Origin of the sequence: Saccharothrix carnea (assembly GCF_003014735.1) — a bacterium.
Taxonomy (GTDB): domain Bacteria; phylum Actinomycetota; class Actinomycetes; order Mycobacteriales; family Pseudonocardiaceae; genus Actinosynnema; species Actinosynnema carneum.
Genome location: NZ_PYAX01000007.1, coordinates 487,559 through 514,412, shown reverse-complemented (window position 1 = coordinate 514,412; position 26,854 = coordinate 487,559). Strand labels below are relative to the sequence as shown.

The 26,854-nt window shown below is 72.6% G+C and carries 22 protein-coding genes; 12 read left to right on the top strand and 10 right to left on the bottom strand.

Going from position 1 to position 26,854, the window contains the following annotated elements; all coding sequences use genetic code 11:
- Nucleotides 1-25: 25 nt before the first annotated feature.
- Nucleotides 26-1,015 carry a polyprenyl synthetase family protein gene (locus tag B0I31_RS23465; RefSeq protein ID WP_245950275.1) on the bottom strand — a complete coding sequence of 330 codons (990 nt, stop codon included), beginning with the start codon at nt 1,013-1,015 and terminating at the stop codon, nt 26-28.
- A gap of 296 nt (nt 1,016-1,311) precedes the next feature.
- A complete protein-coding gene (locus B0I31_RS23455) occupies nt 1,312-1,773 on the bottom strand; it encodes a hypothetical protein (protein WP_146173913.1) in 462 nt (153 codons plus the stop codon).
- Nucleotides 1,774-1,839: 66 nt separating this feature from the next.
- On the opposite strand from B0I31_RS23455, the gene B0I31_RS23450 reads away from it, so the two are divergent.
- From B0I31_RS23450 to B0I31_RS23435, 4 genes are all read left to right on the top strand, one after another.
- Nucleotides 1,840-2,295 carry a low molecular weight protein-tyrosine-phosphatase gene (locus B0I31_RS23450; RefSeq protein WP_106617576.1) on the top strand — a complete coding sequence of 152 codons (456 nt, stop codon included), beginning with the start codon at nt 1,840-1,842 and terminating at the stop codon, nt 2,293-2,295.
- Between the two features lie 298 nt (nt 2,296-2,593).
- Nucleotides 2,594-3,409: a fructosamine kinase family protein gene (locus B0I31_RS23445; RefSeq protein ID WP_106617575.1), complete on the top strand. Its 816-nt coding sequence runs from the start codon at nt 2,594-2,596 to the stop codon at nt 3,407-3,409.
- 4 nt (nt 3,410-3,413) lie between these two features.
- Entirely contained in the window at nt 3,414-3,989 is a 576-nt protein-coding gene (locus B0I31_RS23440) for a DUF1349 domain-containing protein (protein ID WP_106617483.1), read from the top strand.
- Nucleotides 3,990-4,005: 16 nt separating this feature from the next.
- Nucleotides 4,006-4,815, top strand: a complete 810-nt coding sequence (locus B0I31_RS23435; protein ID WP_106617482.1) for an SURF1 family cytochrome oxidase biogenesis protein — start codon at nt 4,006-4,008, stop codon at nt 4,813-4,815.
- Here the strand turns inward: B0I31_RS23435 and B0I31_RS23430 are convergent.
- A complete protein-coding gene (locus B0I31_RS23430) occupies nt 4,751-5,725 on the bottom strand; it encodes a cobalamin biosynthesis protein (RefSeq protein WP_106617481.1) in 975 nt (324 codons plus the stop codon). The two genes, B0I31_RS23435 and B0I31_RS23430, sit on opposite strands and share 65 nt — an antisense overlap.
- 51 nt (nt 5,726-5,776) lie before the next feature.
- Between B0I31_RS23430 and B0I31_RS23425 the strand changes: the two genes are divergently transcribed.
- Genes B0I31_RS23425 through B0I31_RS23415 form a run of 3 tightly spaced genes read left to right on the top strand, consistent with a single transcriptional unit; the run spans nt 5,777 to nt 12,719 of the window.
- A complete protein-coding gene (locus B0I31_RS23425; RefSeq protein ID WP_106617480.1) occupies nt 5,777-7,258 on the top strand; it encodes a DUF2397 domain-containing protein in 1,482 nt (493 codons plus the stop codon).
- Nucleotides 7,258-8,427 (top strand): TIGR02678 family protein, encoded by a 1,170-nt coding sequence (locus B0I31_RS23420; protein WP_106617479.1) that lies wholly within the window; start codon nt 7,258-7,260, stop codon nt 8,425-8,427. The genes B0I31_RS23425 and B0I31_RS23420 overlap by 1 nt, the downstream gene beginning before the upstream one ends.
- Entirely contained in the window at nt 8,424-12,719 is a 4,296-nt protein-coding gene (locus B0I31_RS23415; RefSeq protein ID WP_106617478.1) for an SbcC/MukB-like Walker B domain-containing protein, read from the top strand. Before B0I31_RS23420 ends, B0I31_RS23415 begins: the two co-directional genes overlap by 4 nt.
- On the opposite strand, the gene B0I31_RS23410 is transcribed toward B0I31_RS23415, so the two are convergent.
- Nucleotides 12,716-13,096: a MerR family transcriptional regulator gene (locus B0I31_RS23410; protein ID WP_106617477.1), complete on the bottom strand. Its 381-nt coding sequence runs from the start codon at nt 13,094-13,096 to the stop codon at nt 12,716-12,718. The genes B0I31_RS23415 and B0I31_RS23410 overlap by 4 nt on opposite strands.
- 114 nt (nt 13,097-13,210) lie before the next feature.
- Here B0I31_RS23410 and B0I31_RS23405 point away from each other — a divergent pair, with 114 nt between their 5' ends.
- Nucleotides 13,211-14,284, top strand: a complete 1,074-nt coding sequence (locus tag B0I31_RS23405) for an alkene reductase (protein ID WP_106617476.1) — start codon at nt 13,211-13,213, stop codon at nt 14,282-14,284.
- Between the two features lie 46 nt (nt 14,285-14,330).
- On the opposite strand, the gene B0I31_RS23400 is transcribed toward B0I31_RS23405, so the two are convergent.
- From B0I31_RS23400 to B0I31_RS23380, 5 genes are all read right to left on the bottom strand, one after another.
- The gene (locus tag B0I31_RS23400; protein WP_106617475.1) at nt 14,331-15,521 is read right to left on the bottom strand and encodes an ROK family transcriptional regulator; all 1,191 of its coding nucleotides are present in this window, start codon (nt 15,519-15,521) and stop codon (nt 14,331-14,333) included.
- A gap of 169 nt (nt 15,522-15,690) precedes the next feature.
- Nucleotides 15,691-16,653 (bottom strand): NAD(+) diphosphatase, encoded by a 963-nt coding sequence (gene nudC, locus B0I31_RS23395; protein WP_106617474.1) that lies wholly within the window; start codon nt 16,651-16,653, stop codon nt 15,691-15,693.
- The gene (locus tag B0I31_RS23390; RefSeq protein ID WP_106617473.1) at nt 16,650-18,038 is read right to left on the bottom strand and encodes a M16 family metallopeptidase; all 1,389 of its coding nucleotides are present in this window, start codon (nt 18,036-18,038) and stop codon (nt 16,650-16,652) included. The genes nudC and B0I31_RS23390 overlap by 4 nt, the downstream gene beginning before the upstream one ends.
- Nucleotides 18,035-19,321 carry a M16 family metallopeptidase gene (locus B0I31_RS23385; protein ID WP_106617472.1) on the bottom strand — a complete coding sequence of 429 codons (1,287 nt, stop codon included), beginning with the start codon at nt 19,319-19,321 and terminating at the stop codon, nt 18,035-18,037. Before B0I31_RS23385 ends, B0I31_RS23390 begins: the two co-directional genes overlap by 4 nt.
- A gap of 333 nt (nt 19,322-19,654) precedes the next feature.
- The gene (locus B0I31_RS23380; RefSeq protein WP_106617471.1) at nt 19,655-21,295 is read right to left on the bottom strand and encodes a DUF2207 domain-containing protein; all 1,641 of its coding nucleotides are present in this window, start codon (nt 21,293-21,295) and stop codon (nt 19,655-19,657) included.
- A 135-nt stretch (nt 21,296-21,430) separates the two neighbouring features.
- On the opposite strand from B0I31_RS23380, the gene B0I31_RS23375 reads away from it, so the two are divergent.
- On the top strand, nt 21,431-22,651 hold the full coding sequence (locus tag B0I31_RS23375; protein ID WP_245950271.1) for a neutral zinc metallopeptidase: 1,221 nt from the start codon (nt 21,431-21,433) through the stop codon (nt 22,649-22,651).
- A gap of 15 nt (nt 22,652-22,666) precedes the next feature.
- Nucleotides 22,667-23,566 (top strand): neutral zinc metallopeptidase, encoded by a 900-nt coding sequence (locus B0I31_RS23370; protein WP_106617469.1) that lies wholly within the window; start codon nt 22,667-22,669, stop codon nt 23,564-23,566.
- Here B0I31_RS23370 and B0I31_RS23365 read toward each other — a convergent pair.
- Complete coding sequence (locus B0I31_RS23365; protein WP_146173912.1) at nt 23,536-23,973, bottom strand: hypothetical protein; 438 nt, start codon at nt 23,971-23,973, stop codon at nt 23,536-23,538. The genes B0I31_RS23370 and B0I31_RS23365 overlap by 31 nt on opposite strands.
- Before the next feature lie 709 nt (nt 23,974-24,682).
- On the opposite strand from B0I31_RS23365, the gene B0I31_RS23360 reads away from it, so the two are divergent.
- Together B0I31_RS23360 and B0I31_RS23355 are read left to right on the top strand one after the other, a co-directional pair.
- Complete coding sequence (locus B0I31_RS23360; protein ID WP_425444389.1) at nt 24,683-25,360, top strand: response regulator transcription factor; 678 nt, start codon at nt 24,683-24,685, stop codon at nt 25,358-25,360.
- The gene (locus tag B0I31_RS23355) at nt 25,357-26,844 is read left to right on the top strand and encodes a sensor histidine kinase (protein WP_245950269.1); all 1,488 of its coding nucleotides are present in this window, start codon (nt 25,357-25,359) and stop codon (nt 26,842-26,844) included. Before B0I31_RS23360 ends, B0I31_RS23355 begins: the two co-directional genes overlap by 4 nt.
- Nucleotides 26,845-26,854: the final 10 nt, after the last annotated feature.

Genomic DNA, 26,854 nt, shown 5'->3' with positions numbered 1-26,854 from the left:
CGATCCGCGCCGGGCGACCCGCGCTCTACCCGATCTGCGAGGCGGCCCAGTCGAGGTAGGCGCCCGGCAGCTCGCGCAGGATGCCCAGCGCCTCCGACTCCGGCAGGTCCGGCAGCGCGTGCACCGCCTGCGCGGCCAGCGACGTGCAGTGCGCGAGCGTGTCCGCGACCAGGCTGGTCTGCCGCAGCTCCGCGAGCAGCCCGGCCACCTCCGCGTCGGTCAGCTCACGGCCGCGCGTGGCGAGCAGCGTGCGCTGGTCGTCGGTCAACACCTGCAGCAGCGGGAACGTGTAGACGCCCTGGCGGAGGTCGTTGCCGACCGGCTTGCCCAGCCGCTGCGACGTCGACGCCAAGTCGAGCAGGTCGTCGAGGATCTGGAACATCAACCCGAACAGCCCGCCGAACCGGGCCATCCCGGCGGTGGTCTCGTCGTCGGCGTCGGCGCAGTGCGCGGCCAGCACGCACCCCACCTCGAACAGCGCGCCCGTCTTCAGCTCGATGGACCGCAGGGCGTTCTCGGGGCTGCGGTGCGCGTCGTAGAGGTCGACGACCTCCAGCACCTGCCCCTCGACCAGGTCGGTCACGGCCTGGGCGAGCCTGCTCGCGGCGAACGGCGAGATCCGGTCCAGCGCGGCCTGGCTGGCGCGGGCCAGCATGAAGTCGCCGACCAGCACGGCCGGGCCGGTGCCCCAGTCCGCGTTGACCGTGCGCACGCCGCGCCGTTCCTCGGCGTTGTCCATCAGGTCGTCGTGCACCAGGGAACCGGCGTGCAGCAGTTCGACGCAGGCCGCGGCGGTGACGGCCTTGTCGGTGATCGCGCCGGACACGGCCAGCGACCCGGACAGCACCAGCACCGAACGCAGCCGCTTCCCGCCGGCCGCGGTGATGCGGCCGGAGAAGTCGTTCACGATCGGCAGGGACGACGACGTCGCCAGGGCCCGGATCTCGTCCTCGACCCTCGGCAACGCCCTGGCGAGCGCCGGCATGGTCGGCATGGTCGTCTGCGCTGTGGACACACGGTGATCGTCCAACGCCCGACCTGAGAGCCCGCTGAGACGACCGTCAGAGCATCGAGACCGCGACCGCGAAGAACACCAGCGCGAGGCTCAGCACCAAGTGCGCGACCGAGGGCACCTCGCACCTCCCGGCACGGCACAGCGGCGGCTCCGTCATGACCGCTCGCCGCCCGGTCTCCGCGTCGACGGCTCCGAATTGGACGGACGAACCCGCCGCCCGCCGCTTGTGCGCGTCATTCACATTCCTTCCCGACACATTCCCCACACCATTGGCGTCGGAATCGCGGGCCAGCTCGTTACTCGCTATCACGCTTTCGCAGACTCTCTTCCGCCGCTGACAGCAGCCGGGCCCGGTCCTGCCGGGCCAACCGCTTCCGATCCCGCTCCCGCACCCATGCTCGCACGTCGTCGGCACCCAAGCCGACCGCCTCACGGTAGAAATCCTCCCCGAACCACCACCACACCCGAATGCCGTACCGGGCAATGCGCACAGGCTGTTCCCGACGCAACACGTCGAGTGACGAGAAATCAGCGACCGGCACCGGCGGGCACCCCGTGCCGACGAAGAAATGCCTTTTTCGGAACAGGAAACGGCGGTGCGTGAAGAATCCGGCGTTCGGGTCGGGAGCCAGCCCACCAGGCGATGTCACGGGCCGTGGTCGGGCGAACGCGGGCGTCTCCGGCCACGACCGGCGGCGCACCACCACCCCGACGACCACCAAGACCACGAGCAGCACAACGACCCACACCACGGACATCGCTCCGACCCCCACCGCGAACGGCCCTCCGAGCGCCCGGACCTGGCAGACTGACCCGCCGTGGCGCTGACCGTCTCGTTCATCTGCACCGGCAACATCTGCCGCTCCCCGGTGGCCGCGATCATATTCCGGGAGCACCTGCACCGGGCCGGCCTGGGTGACCTGGTCGAGGTGACCAGCGCGGGCACCGGCGGCTGGCACGTGGGCGACCCGGCCGACCCGCGCGCCGCGAAGTCGTTGGCGGACAACGGCTACCCGACCGACCACGTCGCCGCCCAGGTCGACGAGAACCACCTGGACGCCGACCTGCTGGTGGCACTGGACTCGGGCCACGCCCGAGCACTGCGGCGAATGGTCGCCAACCCGGAACGGGTCCGCCTGCTGCGCTCGTTCGACCCGAACGCCGACGGCACCGACGTCCCCGACCCCTACTACGGCGACAAACCCGGCTTCGACCTCGTGGTGGAAATGGTCGAGGCCGCCGTCCCCGGCCTACTGGCCTGGGTCCGCGAACACCTCTGACCCCCACCCCCCGAGCCCTCGCCCGCCCCACGCGAGCTTCATCACCGAACCCCTGTTCGAACCACTCTCCGGGACCCCACCGCACCTCCCTCCCCCTCGACACACCGGCGCCTCCCCGCACCCGCACTCCACACCTGCCGCCCGACCCAGACGGCTTGGGAAGCGCCCCCCACCTGTGGACAACCGCCGAACCAAGGGAGCGCCTGTGGACAACCGCGGCCCCACGCACGCCGCCCAGACCACGCACGCCGCAGAAGCCGCACAGACCGCGCAATCCGCACAAGCCGCGACCGAGCAGCTGACCGGCCTGCCACCAACCTCCCTCCGCCCCCTCGGCGGCACCGTCTGGGAAGCCCACCTACCAGACGGCACCCAAGCAGTCGTCAAACGACACGACACCCCGAACGCCGCCCTGGCCGAAGCGACCTCCCTCACCTGGCTGGCCACCGCCGAAGCAGCCCCACCCCTCCCCCGCCTCCGCCACCACGCCGGCCCCTGGCTGGTGATGGACCGGATCGAACCGGGCCACCCGACCCCCACCGCCGCCGAGGAGTTCGGCCGCCGGTTGGCGGCCCTCCACGCCTCCGGCGCACCGGCCTTCGGCGCCCCACCCCCGGGCGGCCCGACCGACGCCTCGATCGGCCTCGCACCGATGCGCAACACCCCATCCGGAAACCACAACTGGGCCGAGTGGTTCACCGAACACCGGATCGCCCCCTACACCAAGCTCGCCCTCGACGCGGGCACGCTGACCCCGGCCGAAGCCCGCACCATCGAGGACGTCCGGGTCCAGGCCCCGGACGAACCGCCCGCCCGCCTGCACGGCGACCTGTGGAGCGGCAACGTGCACTGGGCCGCGGACGGTCGCGCGTGGCTCATCGACCCGGCCGCGCACGGCGGCCACCGGGAGACCGACCTGGCCATGCTCGCCCTGTTCGGCTGCCCCCACCTGGACCGCGTCCTCGCCGCCTACCACGAGGCCGCACCACTCGCGGACGGGTGGCGTGACCGCCTACCGCTGCACCAGCTGTTCCCGCTGCTCGTGCACGCCGTGCTGTTCGGCCGCGGCTACGCCCAACAGGCCTTGTCGGCGGCCCGTTCGCTGCCATCATGACCGCATGGGGATCACGACCGGCATCACGGCGTTCGACCGCGACGACTGGCGGTGGCTCAACGAGCCGCGCACCTGGACCACTGAAGACGGCCTGACCGTCACCAGCGACCCGGAGACCGACTTCTGGCGCACCACCCACTACGGCTACGACCGCGACAGCGGCCACGTGCTCGGGGTGCCGCTGACCGGCGACTTCACCATCGCCGCCTCCTTCACCGCGGACTACGCCGCCCAGTACGACCAGGCCGGCATCGCGCTCTGGCTCGACGACCGCAACTGGATCAAGGCCGGTGTCGAGCTCGTGGACGACGAGTTCCAGGTCAGCACGGTCGTGACCAGGGACTTCTCCGACTGGTCCGTGGTGCCGGCCGGGCGCGTCGGCCGCGTCACGATCGCCGCGGTGCGCGAGGGCGACGCGGTGACCGTCCGCTACGGCGTGGGCGACACCGAGCCGACGACCCTGCTGCGGCTGGCGTACTTCCCGCCCGCGGCGGAGACGATGGTCGGCGTGATGGTGGCCGCGCCCACCGGCCCCGGCTTCACCGCCCGCTTCGACCGGGTGCAGGTCACAACGGCCTAGGGCTTACCGTGGTCACGTGCGGTTGAGGTTCCTGTTGCAGCCCGGCTGGCTGGCGTTGACGCTGGCCGTCTGGGTGTTCGCGGGCGCGTGCTTCACGCTGCTCGCGCCCTGGCAGTTCGACCGCGACACCGAGCGCGACGCGCAGAACGACGCGGTCACCTCGTCCCTGCGGACCGACCCGGTGCCGGTGACGACGCTCCTCGACCGGCCCAACGCCGAGGTCGAGTGGCGACGCGTCACGCTGACCGGCCGCTACCTGCCGGACGGGCAGGCGGTGGCGCGGCTGCGGACCGTGCAGGGTGAGGCGGCGTTCGAGGTGCTGACGCCGTTCCGGCTGGCCAATGGGCCGACCGTGCTGGTCGACCGGGGTTACGTGCGACCGGTCAACGGCATCAAGGTGCCCGACCTCAAGCCCGTGCCGACCGGTGACGTGACGCTGGTCGCGCTGGCCCGCCGGGACGAGTCGGACAACCGGGACGCGTTCCAGGAGGACGAGCACCGGCAGGTGTACTCGGTGAACGCCGCCGTGGTGGGCCGGGCCGCCGGGCTCGACCTGCGACCGGGTTACTTCCAGCTCACCGAGGGCCAGCCCGGCGTGGCGGAGGCCCTGCCGCTGCCGAAGCTCGACGCGGGCCCGTTCTTCTCCTACGCGTTGCAGTGGATCGCGTTCGGCGCGATGGCGCTGGGCGGCTGGCTGTACTTCACCGTGCGCGAGATCCGCCCCGGCGGTGCGCTGCGGGAAGACGCGGGCACCGCGAAGGTCAGGCGGAAGTCCGTCGCCGAACAACTCGCCGAAGACGAAGACCGGGCCGCGCGAGCGCGATGACGGCGGTCACGGCCGCCGCCGACGCGCCGACCACCCGCGACAGCTCCACGGCCCGCGTGACGTGACCGGCGTCGGGGTTGCGGCCGTGCCCGAGCACCGGCCGGTCCTCCGCGCCGTGCGCGTACACCGTGCGGCCGCCCAGCCGGACCTCCAACGCGCCCGCGAACGCCGCCTCGACCTGACCGGCGTTGGGGCTGGGGTGCGCCGCCGCGTCCCGCCGCCACGTCCGCCACGCCTCGCCCGCCGACCCGCCGACCACCGGTGCGCCGGCCGTCGTGAGCAGCGCGGCCAGCCGTGACGGCAGCAGGTTCGCCACGTCGTCCAGCCGGGCCGCGGCCCAGCCGAACCGCCGGTACCGCTCGTTGCGGTGGCCGACCATGGCGTCGAGGGTGTTCGCCGCGCGGTAGCCGAGCAGGCCGGGCACGCCCGCGACCGCGCCCCAGAACAGGGGCGCCACCACGGCGTCGGACGTGTTCTCCGCCACGGACTCGACGGTCGCCTTCGCCAGGCCCATCGTGTCCAGCTTCCGCGGTTCGCGCCCGCACAGGTTGGGCAAACGATTGCGCGCCGCTTCGAGGTCGCCGCCGTCCAGCTCCCGGCCCATCGCGGTGCCCTCGTCGGCCAACGACGACCCGCCGAGCACGACCCACGTGGCCGCGGCCGTGGTCAGCGCCTGGAACACCGGGCTGCGCTTGCCGAGCCGCTCCACCGCCACCCCGGCCAGGACCGTGCCGCCGACGAGCACCGCCGTGTGCGCCGCACCGCCCACCTGGTGGTCGCGGTACAGCCTGCGCTCCAGTGCCGCCGCCGCACGGCCGAATCCCGCTACCGGGTGATACCTCTTGGGGTCGCCGAACACCGCGTCAGCGGCCACGCCCAGCACCAACCCCACCGCGCGCCCCAGACTCACACGGGCACGGTAGCCCGCACGTGTCGGACCGCCGCATTAGGGTGGCGCACCGTGGAACCAGCCGGCCGCCTCAAGCTCTACGCGTACCTGGACGCCCGTGATCACCAGCGCACCTACCTGGCGATCATGCGGCTGTTCACGTCGACGCTGCTGGCCGACCTGTCCGCGGGCGAGGTCGCGGGCGCGTTGGCGGGCGCCGAGCGGGAGGGCCGGGTCGAGCCGGGCGAGTCGCGCATCGAGAACGTGGTCAACCGGCTCCGGCAGCTGGTCGAGTGGGGCAACCTGGTGCAGGGCAGGCGCGAGGTGGTGGCGTCGAGCATCGCCGAGTTCCAGCACGGCAGCGTCCGCTACCAGGTCAGCAAGCTCGCAGTCCGGGTGCAGCGGGACGTGGACGAGCTGCTGCGCGTGCCCGAGGGTGCCCGTGAGGTGTCGCGGGAGCTGCTGCCCGCCGTGGAGCGCGGCCTGGACCGGCTGGGCCGGTCGCTGTCGGAGGCGTTGATCAGTGGCGCGCCCCGCACCCGCGAGGTGCTGGCCGAGCAGGTCACCACGCTGTTCCTGCAGCACGCCGAGCTGGCCGCGACCGTGCGCGACTTCTACGCCTACCTCGGGCAGGTCGTGACGCGGCACCACCTGGCGGCCGAGGAGATCTCCGGGTTCCGCAACCTGCTGGTCGAGTACATCCAGATGGTCGTGGAGGACGTGCTGCGGCACACCCCGGCCATCGCCGACGCCCTGGCCCGGGTGAACTCGGCGCGGTCGGAGCTGCTGCGCCTGCTGGGCCGGGCCGACCTCGGTGACCAGGTCGAACGCGCCCGGGGACGGTCGGCGGAGGACTGGCAGGAGCTGACCGACTGGTTCGTGGACCGCCCTGGGCGGCCGAGCCAGGTGACGGCGCTGCGCGAGGCGACGGCGCGCGCGATCGGGTCGCTGCTGGCGAGCGTGAAGCGGGCGACGTCCGGTGGCGGGCTGCTGCCGAGCAGGCGGGCCGAGCTGCTGAAGCTGGCCGGGTGGTTCGACTCGGGCACGCGTGAGCAGGCGCACGAGCTGTACGCGGCGGCGTTCGGGCTGTACTCGGCGCGGCACGTGTCACCGGCGCCCGAGCACGACAGCGACAACGAGCGCACAACGTGGCGGGACGGGCCGGTGGTCGACGTGCAGGTGAGCGTGCGCAGCCGCGGCGACCGGGGTGCGCGCGGGCGGACGTCGCGGATCCTGGACGACCCGATGACCGAGCAGTCGCTGCTGGCCGAGGCGCGGGAGGCCGACGAACGGCGGGCCGCGTCGGTGGCGGAGCTGGCGGCGGCGGCGCCCCGGTTGGCCGAGACGACGTTGTCCGGTGAAGCGCTCGGGGTGCTGTGCGAGCTGCTGACGTTGGCGATGGCGCAGCGGGACACGGCGGACGACTCCGGTTCGGCGACCGACCCCGTGCGGGGACTGCGCGTGACGGTGGCGCACGCGGCCGGTCGTTCCACGCGGATCCGGTCCGCGGCGGGGACGTTGACGCTGCACGACTCGACGTTGGTGCTCGACTGATGTTCGACGACCTCTCCGAGATCGACGCGGCGAACGTGGTGCGCTGCGCCCGCACGCTGCTGCGGCGGCCGTTGCTGCGCGCGGACGGACCGGACGGCGAGCTGGTCGCGCTGGTCCACCGGCACCGCGCGGCGTTGCAGGACCTGTTCGCCCGGCTGCTGGGCTACCGGCTCGTGGTGGAACGGCGGTTCGCGCGGCTCTACAAGGCCGGGCCGGGCCCCGACGACTCGCGCGGCGTGCTCGGCATGTCGCCGCGCGGGTACGCGTACGTGGCGCTGACGGCGGCGGTGCTGACCGGGATCGGGCGGCAGACGTTGCTGTCGCGGCTGGTCGCGGACATCCGTGCGGCGGCGGTGGAGGCCGGGTTGACCGTCGTGGACGACGTGGCCGACCGGCGGGCGTTGACGGCGGCGTTGCGGCACCTGGTGTCGTTGGGCGTGTTGCACGAGACCGAGGGCACGGTGGACGTGCACACCGAGGCGTTGATCACCATCGACACCGACCTGCTCGGCCAGTTGTTCACCGGGCCGGTGGCGGAGGCGTCGTCGCCCGAACGGCTGGTCGAGCTGGCCGCCCGGCCCGGTCCGCGCGGTGTCGAGCACGCGGTGCGGCGCAAGCTGGTGGAGAACCCCGTCGTGCTGTACGCGGACCTGCCGGCCGAGCAGGCCGAGTGGTTGCGGCGCAACCAGCGCAAGGAGTCCGCGCTGCTGGAGACGTGCTTCGGCCTGCACACCGAGTGCCGGGTCGAGGGCGTGCTCGCGGCCGACCCCGAGGACTACCTGACCGACCTGTACTTCCCCGGCACGTCCACGGTGGCGCGGATCGCGCTGCTGGCGCTGCCCGAGTTGCTGGAGTCCGACCCGCGTCCCTCCGATGGGCGGCACGTCGTGATGCCGGCTCAGTTGCGCGAGGTGTGCTCGCGGTTGGTCGAGGACTACCCGACCGCGTGGTCCAAGCAGTTCACCGACGACCTGGACCGGCTGGTCGCCGAGGTGCTGGAACTGCTGCGCCGCATGGGGTTGGCGGTGCACTCCGAGGGGGAGTGGCTGCTCGGCGCCGCGGCGCACCGGTGGCTGCCGTCGCCGGACGGCGACCCGGAACGCGAAGTGGAGCCGGTGGTCGTGCCGGACGTGCCCAGCTGGTCGTTGTTCGATGAGGAGACCGCGTGAACAGGTGGCGGCTGCACAGGGGCGGCATCGTCAACATCTGGCAGTACACCGAGCAGGCGTTCGACTTCTCCGGTGGGCGCGCGATCTTCCAGGGCACCAACGGGTCCGGCAAGTCGCGCACGCTGGAGCTGCTGCTGCCGCTGTGCCTGGACGGCGACCTGAGGCAGGTCGGTTCCAAGGGCTTCGACACGGTGTCGCTGCGGCGGCTCATGCTGGACGACTACGACGGCGGGCCCAATCGGATCGGGTACGCGTGGGTGGAGCTGACCCGCGGTGACGGCGAGTACCTGACCTGCGGGTTGGGGGTGAAGGCGTCCAAGACGTCGCAGGCGATCACCGACTCCTGGCGGTTCATCACGTCTTCCCGCGTCGGGCACGGCTTGACGTTGGTCGGCCCGGACCGCACACCGCTCGGTCCGGCGCAGCTGCGCGACCTGATCGGCGCGGACTGCGTGCTGGAGGAGGCGGCGTTCCGGGCGCGCGTCGCCGAGACCGTCTACGGCGTGCCCGCGGCCCGGTACGGCGACCTGCTGCACCTGCAGCGGACGCTGCGCAACCCGGACGTCGGGCTGAAGGTGCTGGAAGGGCAGCTGGAGCAGATCCTGTCCGACGCGCTGCCGCCGTTGGACGCGGCGATGGTCGAGCAGCTGGCGACGTCGTTCGACGACCTGGAGTCGATCCGGGAGAACATCACCCGGCTGTCGGCGGCCGACGCGGCGCTGGGGACGTTCCTGAAGACGTACTCGGACTACGCGTTCGGCGGCTTGCGGGCGGCGGCGGAGCGGTTGGGCGGTGCCGAGGACGGGGTGCGGAAGCTGGAGCGCGCGGCGGCCCGGCTGTCGGCGTCGTTGGAGGAGACGCTGGCCGCGCGTGCGGCGGCGGAGGCGTCTCTGGCGTCGTTGGAGGCCGGTGAGCAGCGGGCCGAGGAGACCATCGGTGCGTTGAAGGAACTGCCGGCGTTCCGCGACCTGCAGGACTTGCAGACGCGCGAGAAGCTGGTGGCGGAGAAGCGTTCGTCGGCGGTGGCGGCGTTGGACATGGCGAACAAGCAGCGGTTGCAGGAGGACGGCGCGGTCGACGGCGTGCTGCGGCTGCTGCGGCGGTTGGCCGAGGATTTGGGTTCGGCGCGGGAGCTGGCCGAGCCGTTGCGCCACCACTTGCGCGTGGCCGGTCTTCCCGCCGCCGTGGTGCCGGATGTGCCTGCTGTGTCCACTTTGGATGCTGTGGTGCGCACGGAGTCCGTTCGGGCGAAGCCGGACCCGGAAGCCGAGCCGTTGCCGATCGAGCGGCGGGTGCCGCCGGCGTTCGACGTCGACGCGGACGCGCTGGAGGCCGTGGCGGCTCGGGCTTCGGAGATCGCTTCGTCGGCCCGGCAGCGCGGGGCGTTGGCGCTGGCTCTGGCCGCGCAGGCGGCGGAGTTGGACGCGGCGCAGCGGCAGGTGGACGCCCTGCGGCAGACGGCGCGGGACGCGCAGCACGCGGCGACCGAGGCGGCGGCGCTGCGCAACCAGGAGGCCCAGGAACTGGCGGAGGTGGCGCAGGGCTGGCTGGCCGAGGTCGAGTCGTGGCGCGACTCGGGCCCGTTGGCCGAAACCCAGCCCGACTCCCGCCTCGCCCTACCCGCGTCGGTCGACCCGACCGCCGCCCGAACCCTCACCACCACCGCCCGCGAGTGGGTGGCACCTCTCGTCACGGCCGCTCGTGACGGGGCGCACGCGGTCGTGCGGCGGCGGGCCGACCTGATCACGTCGATCAACACCCTGGACGCCGAACTGTCCGGCCTGCGCTCCGGAACGGCCCAAACCCCCGACCGAGGCCGCTTCACCGCACCGGACAGGGACGTCACGACCGGCGCCCCGTTCTACCGCCTGGTCGACTTCCACCCGACCGTCGCCGACTCCGCTCGTGCGGGCTTGGAGGCGGCACTGGAAGCTTCCGGCCTCCTGGACGCCTGGGTCACCGGAACACAATCGGGTGAACCTGGCCCGAATATGTACGGAAACACTGTTCTCGTACCTCGGTTGAAAACCAGCGGACCCGCCGAAACCACCACCCCTGCCCCAACCCACCCGACCCCCACCCATCCGGACCCGACCACCCCAGCCGCCGCCGACCCGACCCACCCGACAGCGCACCCCGCGCCCCACGACCCGCCCGCCGGCACCGCGCCAGCCGTGCCCGACGACGCGCCAGCCACCTCCGTGCCCGCACCCGCACCCGCACTCGCGCCTGCGCCTCACGACGTGCTGGCCGTACCCGGCACCCCGGTGGACGGCCCGTCCCTGGCGACGGTGCTCGTCCCAGCCGTCGAGCCGAACTCGCCGGTGCCGGCCGCGGTGGTGGCGGAGTTGCTCGCCTCGGTGTCCCTGCGCGCCCTGGCATCGGCGCCTGCCGCGTTCGCGGTGTCGGAGGACGGGCGTTGGCAGGCCGGCGTGCTGACCGGTGCCTGGCACAAGGACGCGGCGGAGTTCATCGGGGCGGGTGCCCGGGAAGCGGCGCGCCGGCGCCGGATCGCGGAGCTGGAGGACGAACTGGCCGCCCTGCGCGCCGAACTGGGCGTGGCGGAGGCCGACCTCGCGGCGGCGCACGGTCTGGTCGAGCGGTGGGAGGGGCACCTTGAGCGCTTCCCCGCCGACCGGGAACTGGTCGCCCGGCACGGGCGCCTGCAGGCCGCGCAGGAATCCGCCGATCGCGCCGCCCGCCGCGCGGAGGAGTTGCGCGACGAGCTCGCGACCGCCCAAGCGCGCGGTGAGGCCGCGGCTGCCGAGGTCGTGCGACAGGCCGGCGACGCGGGCCTGCCCGCCACCACGGACGGCCTGCAGCAGGCCCAGCAGGCGGCAGCCGAGGCGCAGCGGACGGCGGACCGGCTGGGGGATGTGCTGCGCCGCCAGTGCCGCGGCACGGTGGCCGACCTGACCGACGCGTCACACCGGTACCACGCGGCGGTGGAGGATCGGGTGGCGGCGGAGGCCGATGCGGAGGCGCGGTGCGTCGATTACGCGTCGCAGGCGTCGACGTTGGCCGAGCTGACCGACGCGATCGGCGGTGAGGCGAGGGAAATCGCGGAGCAACTGTCCACTTTGGAGCGTTCACGGCGGGAAATGCGCGATGAGCTCAAGGGTGTGCGGGAGCAGGTCGCGTCGGCGCGCGAGCAAGCCGCGAAGCTGAGCGCCCAACTCGAAACCTCAACCGAACAGCTCACCTCCGCGAAAGACGCCCTCACCCGCGCGACCGAGCACTTCAAGGCCACCGTGCAGGCACCGGGCATCCTCGTCGCCGCACTGCCGGACGTCCCCGACGACGTCACGTCGGTCCGCGCCGCGCTCCTGACCTCCGACCGGCGCGGCGCGGGCGAGGCGACGGTGATCACCAAGCTCCAGGCGCTCCAGACGTCACTCGCGGGCAGTCACGACATCGCCGCCGAGCAGCACGTCGGCCTGCTCACCGTCACGGTCACCGGCGAGGAAGGCGCCCGCCCGGTCGCCGTCGCCGCACGCCAGGTCACCGCGAAACTGGCCGAACAGCGCGGTTTCCTCGACGAGCAGTACCAGAACATCTTCGCCGACTACCTGATCCGCGATCTCGCCGAGTGGCTGCGCGGGCAGATCGCGGTCGCCGAGGACCTGTGCAAGCGGATGAACGAGGTGCTCGGCAAGGCACGCTCCAGCCAGGGTGTGCACGTGAAGCTGGCGTGGAAGCCGTCGGCGGCGTTGGAGGAGGAGACCCGCGACGCGTTGGCGCTGGTCCGCCTGCCCTACGCGGAACGGGATCCCGGGCAGGACGCCACGCTGCGCCGCGTGTTCACCGAACGCATCGAAGCCGAACGTGACGCGCACACCGGCAACTACGCCGAGATCCTGTCCCGTGCCCTCGACTACCGCACGTGGCACCAGTTCACCGTCACGGTCGCCGACACCGGCCCGGACGGCAACCCGCGGGAACGCCGGTTGCGCCAGCTGTCGTCCGGCGAGACGCGGCTCATCTCGTACGTGACGCTGTTCGCGGCGGCGGCGTCGTTCTACGACGCGGTCAGCGGCGAGTTCGAACCGCTGCGGCTGGTGCTGCTGGACGAGGCGTTCGAGCGGCTGGACGACCCGACGATCGCCCGCATGCTCGGCCTGCTGGTGGACCTCGACATGGACTGGGTGATCACCTGGCCGAGCGGCTGGGGCGTGTCCGACAAGATCCCGCGCATGCACATCTACGACGTGCTGCGTCCCAAGAACGGGCGTGGTGTGGCGTGCACGCAGACCACGTGGGACGGCGCGGCGCTGGACCGGGTCGACCCCTAACCGGCGCGAACGGCGACCCGGCGGGCGTCGCGGTATGCCTGGGCCACGGCCATCAGGGCGTCGAGCGCGTCACGGGTGCGCAGCAGCTCTTCGATGTGGGCGGAGAGCCGTTCGCGTTCCTTGGCCATGCGCTCCATCGCGGCGTCGGAGTTCTCGTCGCTGGGCGAGTCGACGCACGGCAGCAGTTCGATGATGGTGCGGCTGGACAGCCCGGCCGCGTACAGGCGCTGGACGAACGCGACCCGCTCGACATCGCCCTCCGTGTACTGCCGCTGCCCGCCGGCGCTGCGAGTGCTGCGGAGCAGACCCTGCTCCTCGTAGTACCGCAGCGAACGGACGCTGACCCCGGCCTGCGCCGCGAGTTCGCCGATCCGCATCTCACCCTCCCGGCTGTGACCCTGGCCGCACGACTTGCCTCTCACATTGACGTCAGGTTTTAGCGTACTCGTCGGGTCCCTGAAGGGCCTCGACCAGTACGAAGGAGTTCCGGCATGACCACGCTGTTCGACCGCTACCGCCTCGGGCACCTGGACCTGCCCAACCGGGTCGTGATGGCCCCGATGACGCGGGTCCGGGCCGCGGCCGGTGGCCTCGCGACCCCGTCGATGGCGGCCTACTACGCCCAGCGCGCCACCGCCGGGTTGATCGTCTCCGAGGGGGTGCAGCCCAGCCTGGTCGGGCAGTCCAACCCGGGCACGCCGGGGCTGCACACCGACGAGCAGGTGGCCTCCTGGCGTCCCGTCACCGATGCCGTGCACGCCAACGGCGGGCGCATCTTCGCCCAGATCATGCACGGCGGCCGGGTCTCGCACCCCGACACCACCGGTTTCCAGCCGGTCGGACCGTCCGCCGTCGCCGCCGTGGGCGACGTGTTCACCCCGAACGGACCGCGGCCGGCGCCGATCCCCCGCGCCCTGGCCACCTCCGAGGTGCCCGAGCACGCCCGCTCGTACGCCGACGCCGCCCGGCGTGCCGTCGAAGCCGGGTTCGACGGTGTCGAACTGCACGGCGCGAACGGCTACCTGATCTCGCAGTTCCTGTCGTCCAACGCGAACCTGCGCACCGACTCCTACGGCGGCCCGATCGCCCACCGCATCCGGTTCGCCGTCGAGGCGGTCGCCGCCACGGTGGACGCCATCGGCGCGGCCCGCACCGCGATCAGGCTGTCGCCCGGCGGCACGTTCTGGGGCGTCGAGGAGACCGAGGTGCCGCGGCTGTACGCGGCCCTGCTCGCCGAGCTCGCCCGCTTCGACCTCGCCTACGTGCACCTGGAGGCGACGGCCGACGAGGAGGTGCTGATCGGGCTGCGCCGCGCGTGGCCGGGCACCCTGGTGATGAACCCGGTGATGCCGATGGGCCCGAAGCAGACCGACCGGACCGCCGCCGACCACTGGCTCGGCCTGGGCGCGGAGCTGATCAGCTTCGGTCGTGCCTTCATCGCCAACCCCGACCTGGTGGAACGGCTCCGCACGGGCCTGCCGATCGCGCCCGTCGACCCGGACACCTACTACCAGGGCGGTGACGCGGGCTACCTCACCTACCCGGCCTACCAGTACGCCGCCTGACCCGGGCAGTGCCCCGGCCGGAACTCCACGCCGGCCGGGTCCCGCCCTAGACCACGGGGCTGGGCGTGCGGTGGCGCACACCGCCCGCGGCCAGGAACTCGGCCACCGGCAGCGTCGCCGCACCCAGCGCGACCGACTCGGGCCCCAGCTCGCACAGGGTGATCGACGCCTGCTCGAACGGTCGGTGCAGGGCGTGGCGGGAGGCCTGGGCGCGCACGTCGTCCAGGATCCGCGCGCCCAGCAGCAGCCCGGCCCAGCCGCCGAGGATCACCTGCGACGGGTTGAACAGGTTGATCAGGTTCGCGATGCCGAGCCCGGCGTAGCGGGCGGTCTCGGCGAGGACGTCCCGCGCGGCACGTGAACCGTCCGCCACGAGCGCCGCCAACGCCGCCTCCTGCTCGGCAGGCACGTCGGACTTCACCGCGCGGTAGCGGTCGACCACCGCCGACGCGCCGATGTACGCCTCGAGGCAACCATGCGCACCGCACCGGCACGGGCGGCCGTCCAGCGCGACCGTCGTGTGACCCCACTCCCCCGCGCCGCCCGACGAACCGCGGTAGAGCACGCCGCCGGTGATGACGCTCGCGCCGACACCCGACCCGATCAACGCGACCACCGCGTCACCCGTGCCGCGGCCCGCGCCGAACCACACCTCGGCCTGCCCCAACGTGTTCGCGCCGTTGTCCAGGAACAACGGCAGGTCGGTGCCGGTCCGCAGCAGCTGTTCCAGCGCGACGCCGTGCCAGCCGACGGTCTGCGCGTACACCCGGCCGCGCTCGACCTGCCCGGGCACGCCGATGCCGACGCCGAGCACGTCACCCACCCCGCTCGCGGCGAGGCACCGGTCGAGTCCTTCGAGGACCCGCCGCGCCACGTCGTCGACCGAGTGGACGTCCGGCTCCATCGGGAACGTCGCCTCCGCCAACCGCTGCAACGTCAGGTCGAACACCTCGACCAGCACGTGCGTCTCGCCGACGTCGACACCCACCACCGCCGCGTGCGCCGGGTCGACCCGCAGCAGCACGCGGGGCCGCCCGCCGTCCGAGTCGACCTGCCCGGCTTCGACGACCACGCCATCGGCGATGAGCTCGGCGACCACGTTGCTGACCGACGCCTGGCTGAGCCCGGTGGCGCCCGCGAGCTCCTGCCGGCTGCGTGGTTGGTCGAAGTACAGCGCGCGCAGCACCCGTGCCCGGTTGCCGGCACGCAGGTCGCGCACGGTCAGTCTGCGGTGCACGGCGACCCCCGTCGGGCGAGTAGGACCACGGCCGCCACACGGGCGCGTCGAAGCCCCGACGTTAGTCGGTGGCGGACCGCTTGGCGTCCTATTTGCCGTGTGCTTCCAGCAGTTTTCGCCGATGCGGATCGGCATCGCGGTCACTCGGCGGCTCGACGTGCTCCAGCCCCTACGCCTCGGCTCGACCGGCCGCCGCCCAGGACTGGATCATCCGGTAGGCGATGGAGGCGCCCGGGGCGAGCAGCAGGTCCGGCACGCTGCCCGGCTCGGCGAGCGCCTGCCGCACGTCGGCCCGGCTCACCCACCTGGCCTGCGCGATCTCGCCGTCCGCGAGCCGCAACGGCTCGGTCGGGTCGGCCACCGCCTCGAACCCCACCATCAACGACCGCGGGAACGGCCACGGCTGGCTGCCGAGGTAGCGGATGCGGCCGACCTCGACGCCGACCTCCTCCACGATCTCCCGCGCCACGCACGCCTCCAGTGACTCGCCCGCCTCGACGAACCCGGCCAGCACCGAGTACCGCCCCTCGGGCCACCCCGCGCCACGGGCGAGCAGCACCTGGTCGCCGCCGTCGTGCACCAGGCAGATCACGGCGGCGTCCGTGCGCGGGTACTCCTCGTTCGCGCACTGCTCGCACACGCGCGCCCAGCCGGACTTGATCGACTCCGTCCGACCGCCGCACACCGCGCAGAACTTCGCCGACCGGTGCCAGTGGAACAACGCCACCGCCGACGTGAACAGACCGGCGCCGGTGTCGTCCAGCAGCGCGCCGCACGCCCGCAGGTCGAGCCACTGCGGTTCGTCGGTCAGCTCCGGCCGCATCCACGCCCGGCCGGACGACGCGCTGACGTCCGTCTCGTCCTCGGTCAGCGGAACCGCCCAGTACGCCACGCCGTCCTGCTCGCCGAGCAGCACCGCCGTGTCCGGCGGGCCGTCGCCGAACTCGGTGGCGGGGCGGTCGACCAGGCGCGAAGCCCGGTCGGCCACCAACGTGCGGCCGTGCGCGTCCACGGTGATCACGCGCGCCTTCGGCCACAACTGCGCGACGCGCTCCGCGTCGCCCCGCAACGGCTCCTGCCGGTCCACCGTGAACCGCGACAGCGCGGGCAGTTCCACCAACTCGAAGCTCACGGCAGGGTGACACCGCCCAGCGCCCGGAGCTGCGGGGTCAGCAGTTCCGCGTCGCCCACCAGCACACCGGTGAACGCGGTCGGCGCGAAGAACTCCAACGCCACCTCGGTGACCTGCTCGACGGTGACCTCCGCCAGCCGGCCGGGGTGCCCGGTGAACCACTCCACGTCCAGGCCGAGCCCGGCGAGGTTCATCAGGAACGACGCCAGCCCGCCCTGCGACGACGTCGCGGTCAGCAGCGACCCGATCGCGTACCGGCGCGCGGTGTCCACCTCGGACTCGGTCGGCGGCACCAGGCCCAGCTTGCCCAGCTCGTAGCGGGTCTCCAGCAGCGCCGCCGCGGTCACCTCGCTCGCCGTGTCGGCGTCCACCAGCAGCGTCGCGCCGCCCGGCGTGAACTCCGGGTGCGACCGCGCGCTGTAGGTGTAGCCCTTGTCCTCGCGGATGTTCTCGACCAGCCGGGACGAGAAGAACCCGCCGAACACCAGGTTCGCCAGCTGCAACGCCGGGTAGCGGGGGTCGGTGCGCTCCAGGCCGCGCCCGGCGAGCCGGATCTGCGACTGCACGGCACCGGGACGGTGCACGAACAGCACGTCACCACCCCGCACCGGCTGCAGCGGCGACAACGCCACCGCGGTGCCCTCGCCGGTCCAGCCGCCCAGCGCCTCCTCGACCGCGCGCACCGCCGCGTCCGGCGCCACGTCGCCGACCACGACGATCACCGACCCGCGCGGCAGCACGGCCGTCGAGTGCAGCGCCAGCACGTCGTCCCGCGTGACCGCCGCGACCTCGTCCGCCTCGGGCATCTCCTTGGCGAACGGGTGGTCGCCGTACAGGTGGCGCTGCAACGCCTCCCGCGCGATCACGTTCGGCTGCGACCGCGCCAACCGGATCCGCTCCACCAGCCGCGCGCGTTCCCGCTCGACCTCGTCGGCCGGGTAGGTCGCGCCGGTCAGCACGTCCCGCAGCACGTCCAGCACCGTGCCGAAACCGGACACCAGGGCGTTGCCGGACAGCGCCAGCCGCTCCGGGTCGACCACCGCGTCCAGCTCACCGCCGACCAGCGCCAGCTCGGTGTCCACGTCCACCCGGTTGCGGGTGGCGGTGCCGGTGAGGATCGTGTTCGCCAGCACCTCGGCGCGGGCCGCGTGCGTCGAGCCGACGCTGGTCGACGCCGGGTCGCCGAACGGGATCCGCAGCCGCACCTCCACCAGCGGCACCGACGACCGGCGCACGGCCAGCACGCGCAGGCCGTTGGCCAGCGTCGTGTCGATCGTGTCGAGGTCCGCCGCCGCCCGCTGCTCGCCCAGCTCCGGGAACGGGCGAGGCCCTAGCTCCGTACGGCCGATCTCCTCGGCGCTGCGGTGCTTGGTCGGGGCGCTCACTCGGTACCTCCGTCGACGGGCTTGAGGGTCAGGACGGCGCGCGAGTCCGGCCGCAGCGCCTTGGCCGCCGCGGCGACCTCGTCGGTGGTGATGCCGGCCAGCTTGTCCGGCAGCTCGTACAGCAGCTCGGCCCGCCCGAACAGCAGCTCGGCCGACCCGAGGCCCAGCGTCCGGCTGGTGAGCCGGTCGTGCTCGCGGTGCATGGTCGACACCCAGCGCGCGGTGACCTTCGCCAGCTCCTGCTCAGTCGGCCCTTCCTCGGCCAACCGCAGCAGCTCCTCGTCCACCGCCGCGAGCACCTGCTCGGAGGTGACCTCCGGCGGGTGGATCGCGGTGATGCTGAACGTGTCCGGGTCGCGTGCCTCCAGCGGCCCGAACAGACCGCACCCCGCACCCACGTCGACCACGATCGCGTCACGGTGCACGAGCCGCTGCTGCAGCCGCGACCCGTCGCCATCGGTGAGCACACCGGCCAGGACCAGGTACGCGAGGTAGGCCTCGACCTCGTTCACCGGGTCCGGAATCCGGTAGCCCACGGCGATGGCGGGCATCGGCGCGTGCTTGTCGGTGTGCTCGGCGCGCAGCTCGCCCTTCGGCGCGGCCTCGGCGAACGACGGCCGGACCGGCACCGGACGGGCGGGCACGTCACCGAAGTGCTTCTCGACGAGTGCCTTCGCCCCCTCGGGGTCGAAGTCGCCCGCCACCGTCAGCACGGCGTTGCCCGGCGCGTAGTAGGTGTCGAAGAACGCGGCGCAATCGTCCACGGTGGCGTTCTCCAGGTCGGTGAAGTCGCCGTAGCCGTTGTGCGCGTTGGGGAACGTCTGGAACAGGACCGGCGGCAGGAGGATCCACGGGAACCCCCCGTACGGTCGGTTGAGCACGTTGAGCCTGATCTCCTCCTTCACCACGTCGATCTGGTTGCGCAGGTTCTCCTCGGTGAGCTTCGGCGCCCGCATGCGGTCCGCCTCGAGGAACAGAGCCCGCTCCAGTGCCGCCGACGGCAGCACCTCGTAGTAGTCGGTGTAGTCGGGGTGCGTCGACCCGTTGAACGTGCCGCCCGAGGACTGCACGTGCCGGAAGTGCGCCAACTTCTCCAAGCTCTCACTGCCCTGGAACATGAGGTGCTCGAAGAGGTGCGCGAACCCGGTCCGCCCCTCGGGCTCGGAGCGGAAGCCGACGTCGTAGTGCACGCTCACCCCGACGACCGGGGCGCTGCGGTCGGGTGCGAGCACCACCCGCAGACCGTTGGGAAGCGTGAACCTGTGCAGTTCGGGTAGCGCCATGAACGCAGCCTACGGGTTCACACCACCGCCCAGCCCGATGGTCGCCCACCCACCGGAGCGTGCCGCTACGCCCAGCGCGAACGACCGGGCTCGGACCGGCCGACCAGCGGCTCGACGGCCATCCGGGACCGGGCACACGCCCGCACCGGTCCGGACCACCGCCTGTCTCAGCAGGCCGACCACCCGGTGGAGCCGGCGCGTGTGGACACCGGGACGACTTCGGCCTCGCCCCCCGAACCTTCGCCCGCCGCCCTCGGGTCCGTGTTCGGGGATAGGTCCATTGTCGAACTGCTGTTCGAGGTAGCGCAAGATCACTTCCGAGTGAAACGCGGGTCAGCCGCGCAGCGACCGCAAGTGCCCCGCCTGCGCCAGCACACCGTCGACCGCACCGAGGAACGCCGGGAACCGCTGCGCGAATCGCCGCAGGTCACCGCCCTGCTCGGCCTCTCCGAACCAGTACAGCCCCGGCCGCGTGCCGGCGAACGTGGCCAGCCACCGCTCCGTCTCCCCCAACACCACCGCGTACGGCAGCGACCGCGAGAACACCATCTCCCGATCGGACTCCGGGATGTCCTGCGGCGTGGCCGTGTGCAGGTACCCGCGCAACCCGCGCACGTGCTCCAACAAGGCGCTGCCGCGCTTGGTCCGGGCGGGCATCGACCGCGCGCCCACCGCCAGCGCCACCCCGGCCACCACGACCACCAGCCCGAACAACGCCGCACCACCGACCAGCGCCAACACCACCGTCAGCGCCGCGCCCAGTACGCCGACCCCGACCCCGGCCCACCACCAGAGGCTGCGCTCCGCGTCCGGCCGGCGGGCGAACCAGTTCTTCGCCACCACGTCGGCGTACAACGCGTCCCGCACGCGAGAGAGGTCGATCCGCCTGCCCCTCAGCTCGGACAACGACACCGCGTTGACACCATCGGGCAACAAGGCCTCGTACACCGCCCGCTCGTACCCCGACAGCGACGAATCGGCCGGGTTGCGCCGCACGAACCTCCAGTCGTGCCCGTCCACCTCTTCGATCCACACGTAGTTGCGCACCGCGAGGTCCACGATCGTCGCGGTCACGTCCACCACGTCCACGTGCTCGTCCACCACGGTGCCGACCTGGCCGGGCAGCACGCCGTCCGGCGACGCGAACACCATCCGCCCGGAGCCGTCCGTGACCAGCACGTTCACCGGTCCGACCTCACTGGCCAACGCCCGCGCGTCCCGCCCCCGCAGGTACCACAACAACAACCCGCCGCCCAGCAGCAGCACGACCAGCCCACCGAGCCCCGCGCCGGTCAACGGCGTCAACGCGAACGCCGCCGCCAGCCCGGACGTCTCCTCCACCCGCGCGTTGGCCGGCGCCGCGCCCTCCTGCAGCCCGACCGCCACGTCGACCCGCTCACCGGCGGCCAGGCCGATCTCGGTGGCCCGCACGCCGCGCCCGTCGCCGAGGTCCGCGCTGGTGCACGGCTTGGACGTGCCCGGCTCGCCGGCCAGGCAGTTCACCGACCTGGGCGCGTCCGGCGTGATCACGGAGACCTTCACCGAGTCGAGCGCGGTGTCCCAGCCGCTCGCGGGCTGCCAGCGCAGCTCCAGCGTGTCGCCGATCTTCGCGACCGTGCCGATCACGGAGTACCGGACGGTGGACGTGCCCGGCCGGAGTGCGATCGTCAGCTCGTCGTCCGATGCGGTAGCGGTGCCCTCGCCTTCCACGGTCACGTCGGCGACCTGGAACACCCGGTCGCGCTCGGCGGAGACGGGCACGCGCAGCGGAACGACCCGGGTGGCCGTCCCGCCGTCGGGAACGGTGACCACCTCGGTCACGGTCAGCCTGCCGTCGCGCTCCAGCTTGAGCCGCACGTCCGCGCCGACCGTCCCGGGCAGTCCGGCCGTGCCGCTCGGCTGCGCCGACGCCGTGCCGACGCCCGTGCACAGCGCGACCGCGCAGAGGGCCGCCGCTCCCCAGTTTTTCAACACGGCCGCGGAGAATAGCGGAGTTCCCCTAAGCTCTTGTGCTGATTCGGGCATCCGCGATATGGGGGACCACCAGCGATGACGCAACCACCGCCGCCGGGTGGCTGGCCACCGCCACGACCGGTTGGGCCACCGCCGATGCCCGCCCCGCTGCACCCGCAACAGCCCCAGCCGACCCGTCAGTGGCCGGCACAGCAGCCGCCGCCCCTGACCGGGCCGCAGCCGCAACAACCCCAGCCCCAGCAGTTCCAGCAGCCCCAGCAGTTCCAGCAGCCTCCCCAGTGGCCCGGGCAGGCGCCCGCGATGCCGCAACCGCCACCGGCGAACTGGGGGCCGCCGGCCGGACCGCCGCCGAACTGGGGCCCGGCGCCGATGCCCTACCCGCCGCTGCCCCGGCAGAAGAGCAAGGGCCCGCTGGTGGCGGTGCTGATCGTCGGCTTCCTCGTGCTCGGCGTCGCGACGATCGGCATCGTGGCCGCGACCAGCGGCAGCAAAGAGGCGAGCGATTCGGGCAACGCCGGGTACGCGAGCTACACGTACACGCCCGAACCCACCACCACGACCACCACGACGACGACCACGTCCGCGGAGACCACCAGCAGGCGGTCCCCCTCGACCAGCACGCCGAAGGCGGGCCCCAAGGCCTCCATCACGCTGGGCGACAACCCGATCCACGCCGCGGGCCTCGGCGCGTTCAACATCGACGGCTGCGCCCTGCCGGCGATGGACTACTCGCCCGCCGGCCAGGACCGGTTCCTGCGCGCCTCGCTGCCGTGCATCGAGGCGATGTGGAAGCCGTCGTTCGAACGCGCGAACCTGCCCTACCAGCCGGTCGAGCTGGTCATGGTGACGTCCCAGATCACCAACACGTGCGGCAACATGGGCCCGGACCGCACCGCCATGTACTGCGACGGCACGATCTACTGGACGCCGAACCACTACGCCAACGAGCAGGGCTCGGCGAACCCCAACCACCCGGGCAAGTATCTGGGGCAGCTCGCGCACGAGTACGGCCACCACATCCAGTGGCTGTCCGGCATCCTGCGCGCGTCCAGCCAGGCCCAGTACGAGAAGGGCGGCTGGGACACCCCCGAGGGCCTCGACCTGAACCGGCGCAAGGAGCTGCAGGCCACGTGCTTCGGCGGGATGACGCTGGCGCCGCTGTCGCACGGCGCCGTGCCCGGTGACGTCATCTCGGTGGCCCTGACCGACGCGGGCAACCGGGGCGACTACCCGATCTACCCCAACCGGGACCACGGTGCGCCGGAGAAGAACGCGGCGTGGGTCAACCACGGGTTCAAAAACAACGAGACGAGCGCGTGCAACACTTGGGTGGCGAGCGCGGCGGACGTCAGCTGACCCGACTGGAGGACCGTGCACACGCCCGAGGAGCCCAAGAACAACCCGATCGTCCTCATCGGCGTGTTCTCGTTGATCGTGTTGTGCGTGCTGGGCCTGGGCGGCATCACGCAGCTGGAAACGTCCCGGCGGATCAACGGTCGCGCGGTGGCCGCGCCCGGTGTGCAGGTTCCGCAGACCACGGAGACCGAGGCCCCTCGACCTCGTGCCGTGCACCGGCTGGCCGACCACCCGCTGCTCACCGCGCCTGTTCGACTGCCCGCCGTGACGTGCGCGTTGCCGGGGTTCGGGGTGTCGGACGCGGAGCTGTCGGCGTACTACAAGGCCGGGGTGGCGTGCCTGGACCAGGCGTGGCGGCCGGCGCTGGAGCAGGTGAACCTGCCGTTCGACCCGCCCGCGCTGGACACGTCGCCGGACCTGGTGGAGGGACCGTGCGGCTCGGCGCCCGCGGAGAGCGAGGCGGTCGCGTACTACTGCGGTCGCAACAGGACCATCTACATGCCCACGCGGCGGCTGCGCGACAACGGTGGCGGTGAGCGCGCCGGGTCGCACCTGGCGACGTTGGCGCACGAGTACGGGCACCACGTGCAGGCGTTGTCGGGGATGCTGCGCGCGGCGGACAGCAAGATCGTCTCGGCCGGTGAGGAGACGCCGGCGGGGCTGGAGATGTCGCGGCGGATCGAGCTGCAGGCCAACTGCTTCGCCGGGATGTTCCTGGTGGCGGCGTCCGAGTCGATCGGGACGGGGCTGGCGCAGGAGGCGGCGGACGACTTCCAGTACGCCGTGGAGGAGCCGCCGGAGAAGAACGCCCACGGCAGCCCGGAGAACCAGTCCGAGTGGGCGTCGCTCGGGTTCACCACCGGTGAGACGTCGTCGTGCAACACCTACGCGGCTTCGGCGGAGGCCGTGGGCTGAGAGCGCCTGGTCAGCAGGTAGGCGTAGAGGCCGCCGGCAAGGCCGCTCAGGCACATCAGCAACGTGGTCAGCCGGACGTCGAACGGCATGCCCTGGGGCGTGCTGGCGGCGGCTTGGACGGTGAACTCGCCGGTGGTGTCGGCGGGGAGGACGACTTCCACCACCTCGTCCTGCTGGTGGCCGCAGCCGTCGAGCTTCACGGTGTGCTTCCGGTCACCGATCGTCAGTTCGACCTGGTCGTAGGCCTCCGCGTCACCGCAGGAGGCGGGTGCGACGACGGTGGCGGTGGCCCGGCGGACTTCGGCGGACGTGCGCGGCCACCACAACGCGACCGCTGCCGCGACGGCTGTCAGCCCCACGACCAGCAGCACCAGCGCCCACCTGACCGGGCTTCGCGGAACCGCCACAGCGTGGATGGTCGCAGACGGGGTGGTCGGTTGTCGTGGGGGCGGAGGCACCTACCGCCCGCCCAAACATCACTCGATCGTGATCTTGCCCACCCTCGAACTGCTGTTCGATACTGGTCTCACGGCTCCACACCACGCCCACCCGCCCAGTTCCCGTCCACATCGGATTCCGACCCCACAGGCACACCGGTCGTCGGCCACCGCCCGTCGACACGAGGTGCCCGCGGGGTCCACGGACGGCCGGTCTCCCCCTTCCGCGCCCACGTCGGGGGAGACCGGCCCACAACGCCCAGCCCACAACGCCGGCACGCACGGTCGGTCGCTGGGGTTGGTCGCTCGGGTCGGACGACGCGGTCGGACGACGCGGTCGGACGACGCGGTCGGACGACCGTGCGGGTCGACCGGCGGGTCGGTCACCCCGCACGGTCGGTCGGCAGGCGCACGGTCGGTCGGTCGTCGGCGGGTCGGTCGGCAGGCCCACGGTCTGCGGGTCGGCAGATCGGCTGGCCGATCGCGCGGTCGGTCCGAGGGGCGGTCGGCGAGGCGCTGACCGCCTGACTGACCGCATGGTCGGTCGGTGGTCCGTATGGGGCGGTCGCATCCGGTTGCAGGTCGACCGGTGGCGGGGCGTGCAGTGTGGGGAAGTCGGTTTGGTCAGGCTTGTCGCGGCTTCACCGCCGTGGCAGGCGACGCGACGCAGAATATGGAGGTGTCGACTGCTGCCAGGGTGCTGGTGATCGAGGACGCGGAGGCGATCGCCGCCGCGGTGGGTTCCGCCTTGCGGGATGCGGGTTACCAGGTGCAGGTGCGGCCGGACGGTCGTGACTTGGAAGGCGAGCTGGTCCGGTTCCGGCCGGACTTGGTGGTGCTCGACGTGATGCTGCCCGGTCGGGACGGCTTCATGCTCCTGGACGTCATCCGGCGGGCGTCCGGTGCCGGGGTGGTGATGCTGACCGCCCGGGACGGCGTGTCCGATCGGCTGCGCGGGCTCGACCGGGGTGCGGACGACTACGTGGTGAAGCCGTTCGTGCTGGCCGAGTTGGTCGCCCGGGTGAGCGCGGTGCTGCGGCGGCTGGGGCGGACGCCGTCCACCGTCCAGATCGGTGACCTGGTGGTGGACGCCGATTCGGCGGTGGTGCTGCGGGGTGACGTGCCGGTCGAGTTGACCGCCACCGAGCTGCGCCTGCTGCGGTACCTGGCCGCGCAGCGGGGCCGGGTGGTGGGCAAGACGCAGATCCTCACCGCGGTCTGGGGTTACGAGGACTACGACCCCAACCTGGTCGAGGTGCACGTCAGCGCCCTGCGCCGGAAGTTGGAGGAGCACGGCCCGCGGTTGCTGCACACCGTGCGGGGGCTCGGGTACGTGCTGCGGGCGGACGAGACGTGAGCCTGCGGACCGTCTCGCTGCGTCGGCGGGTCACGCTCTCCGCGATCGGTGTGCTCGCCGTGGTGCTGATCGGGGTCGTGTTGTCGGTGGACGCGCTGTTCGCGGCGCAGTCCAAGCGGGACGTCGACACCGCGCTGCTGGAGAAGGCGCGGGTGGCGCAGCAGTTGGTCAAGCAGCGGGTGCGCGGTGCGGACCTGGTGGACCGGCTGGAAGGCCGGGGGGTGGAGGTCCGGCTGGTCATGCCGGACGGGACGGTGTTCGGGAACGCGCCGGACGAGGAGGTGGCGAACGAAGTCAGCAGGCAGTTGATCGACGGATCGACGATCACGGTGTACGCGGAGTCGTCGGTCATCACGGCGGCGCAGACCAGGCTGCGGCGGTTGTTGCTGCTGGTCGGGTTCGGTGCGCTGGCGGTGACGGCCGGGGCGATGGTGTTGACGGTCCGGCGTGCGCTGGCGCCCCTGGACGCCATGACCACGCTGGCCCGTTCGATCGCGCGCGGCAACCGGGGCTCCCGGCTCAACCCGTCGCGGGCGGACAACGAACTCGGCCGCACGGCTGCCGCATTCGACGACATGCTGGACTCGTTGGAGGGATCGGAGGAGCGGACGAAGCGGTTCGTGGCCGACGCGGCGCACGAGTTGCGGACACCCATCGCGGGCGTGCAGGCGGTCGCGGAGGCCTTGATGCAGACGGCCGGTGCCGAGGAGCGGGAGCGGTTGAACCTGCTGCTGGTGCGGGAGTCGCGGCGGGCCGGGCGGCTGGTGGACGACCTGCTGGCGCTGGCGCGCATCGAGGCCGGTCTCGAACTGCACCGGGAACGGGTCGACTTGCTCGCGTTGGCCGAGGCCGAGGTTGGGCGGACGCAGCTGCTCGCGCCGGACTTCGACATCGCGGCCGAGGGTGAGCCCGCGTTCGTCCGGGGCGACCCGCAGCGGTTGGCGCAGGTGTTGGCGAACCTGGCCGACAACGCCCGCCAGGCCACCGGCCTGTCGGGTCGGGTCAGGCTGCGCGTGTCCCGGGAGGGCGGCTTCGCGGTGTTCGTCGTGGCCGACAACGGTCCGGGCGTGCCGATGGAGGACCGGGAACGCATCTTCGACCGGCTGGTGCGGCTGGACGAGGCGAGGGACCAGCGTTCCGGCGGATCGGGCCTCGGCCTGCCGATCGCCCGCGGCGTGGTGCGGGCGCACGGCGGCGAACTGTCGTGCATCGCCCCCGGGCAACACCGTGCAGTCGCCGACCCGTACCCGGTGGCGAGTGCGGGACAACCCGACGCCGTCGCCGATGTGACTGACGACCGCCGGCCAGGCATGGCCCCGGTCGGCGGGAGCGCTGCGCCCGACGTGGCCGGGGACGACGACTCCACCCCGGAACCGCGGGGCGCGGGCGTCTCGCGGCCGGAGGTGGTGTCCGACGCGGCCGGACGGGACGGTGCGGAGGTGTCCGGGGCTGTGTTCGAGGTGCGGATTCCGTTGGCCGAGTGAGTGCTGGGTG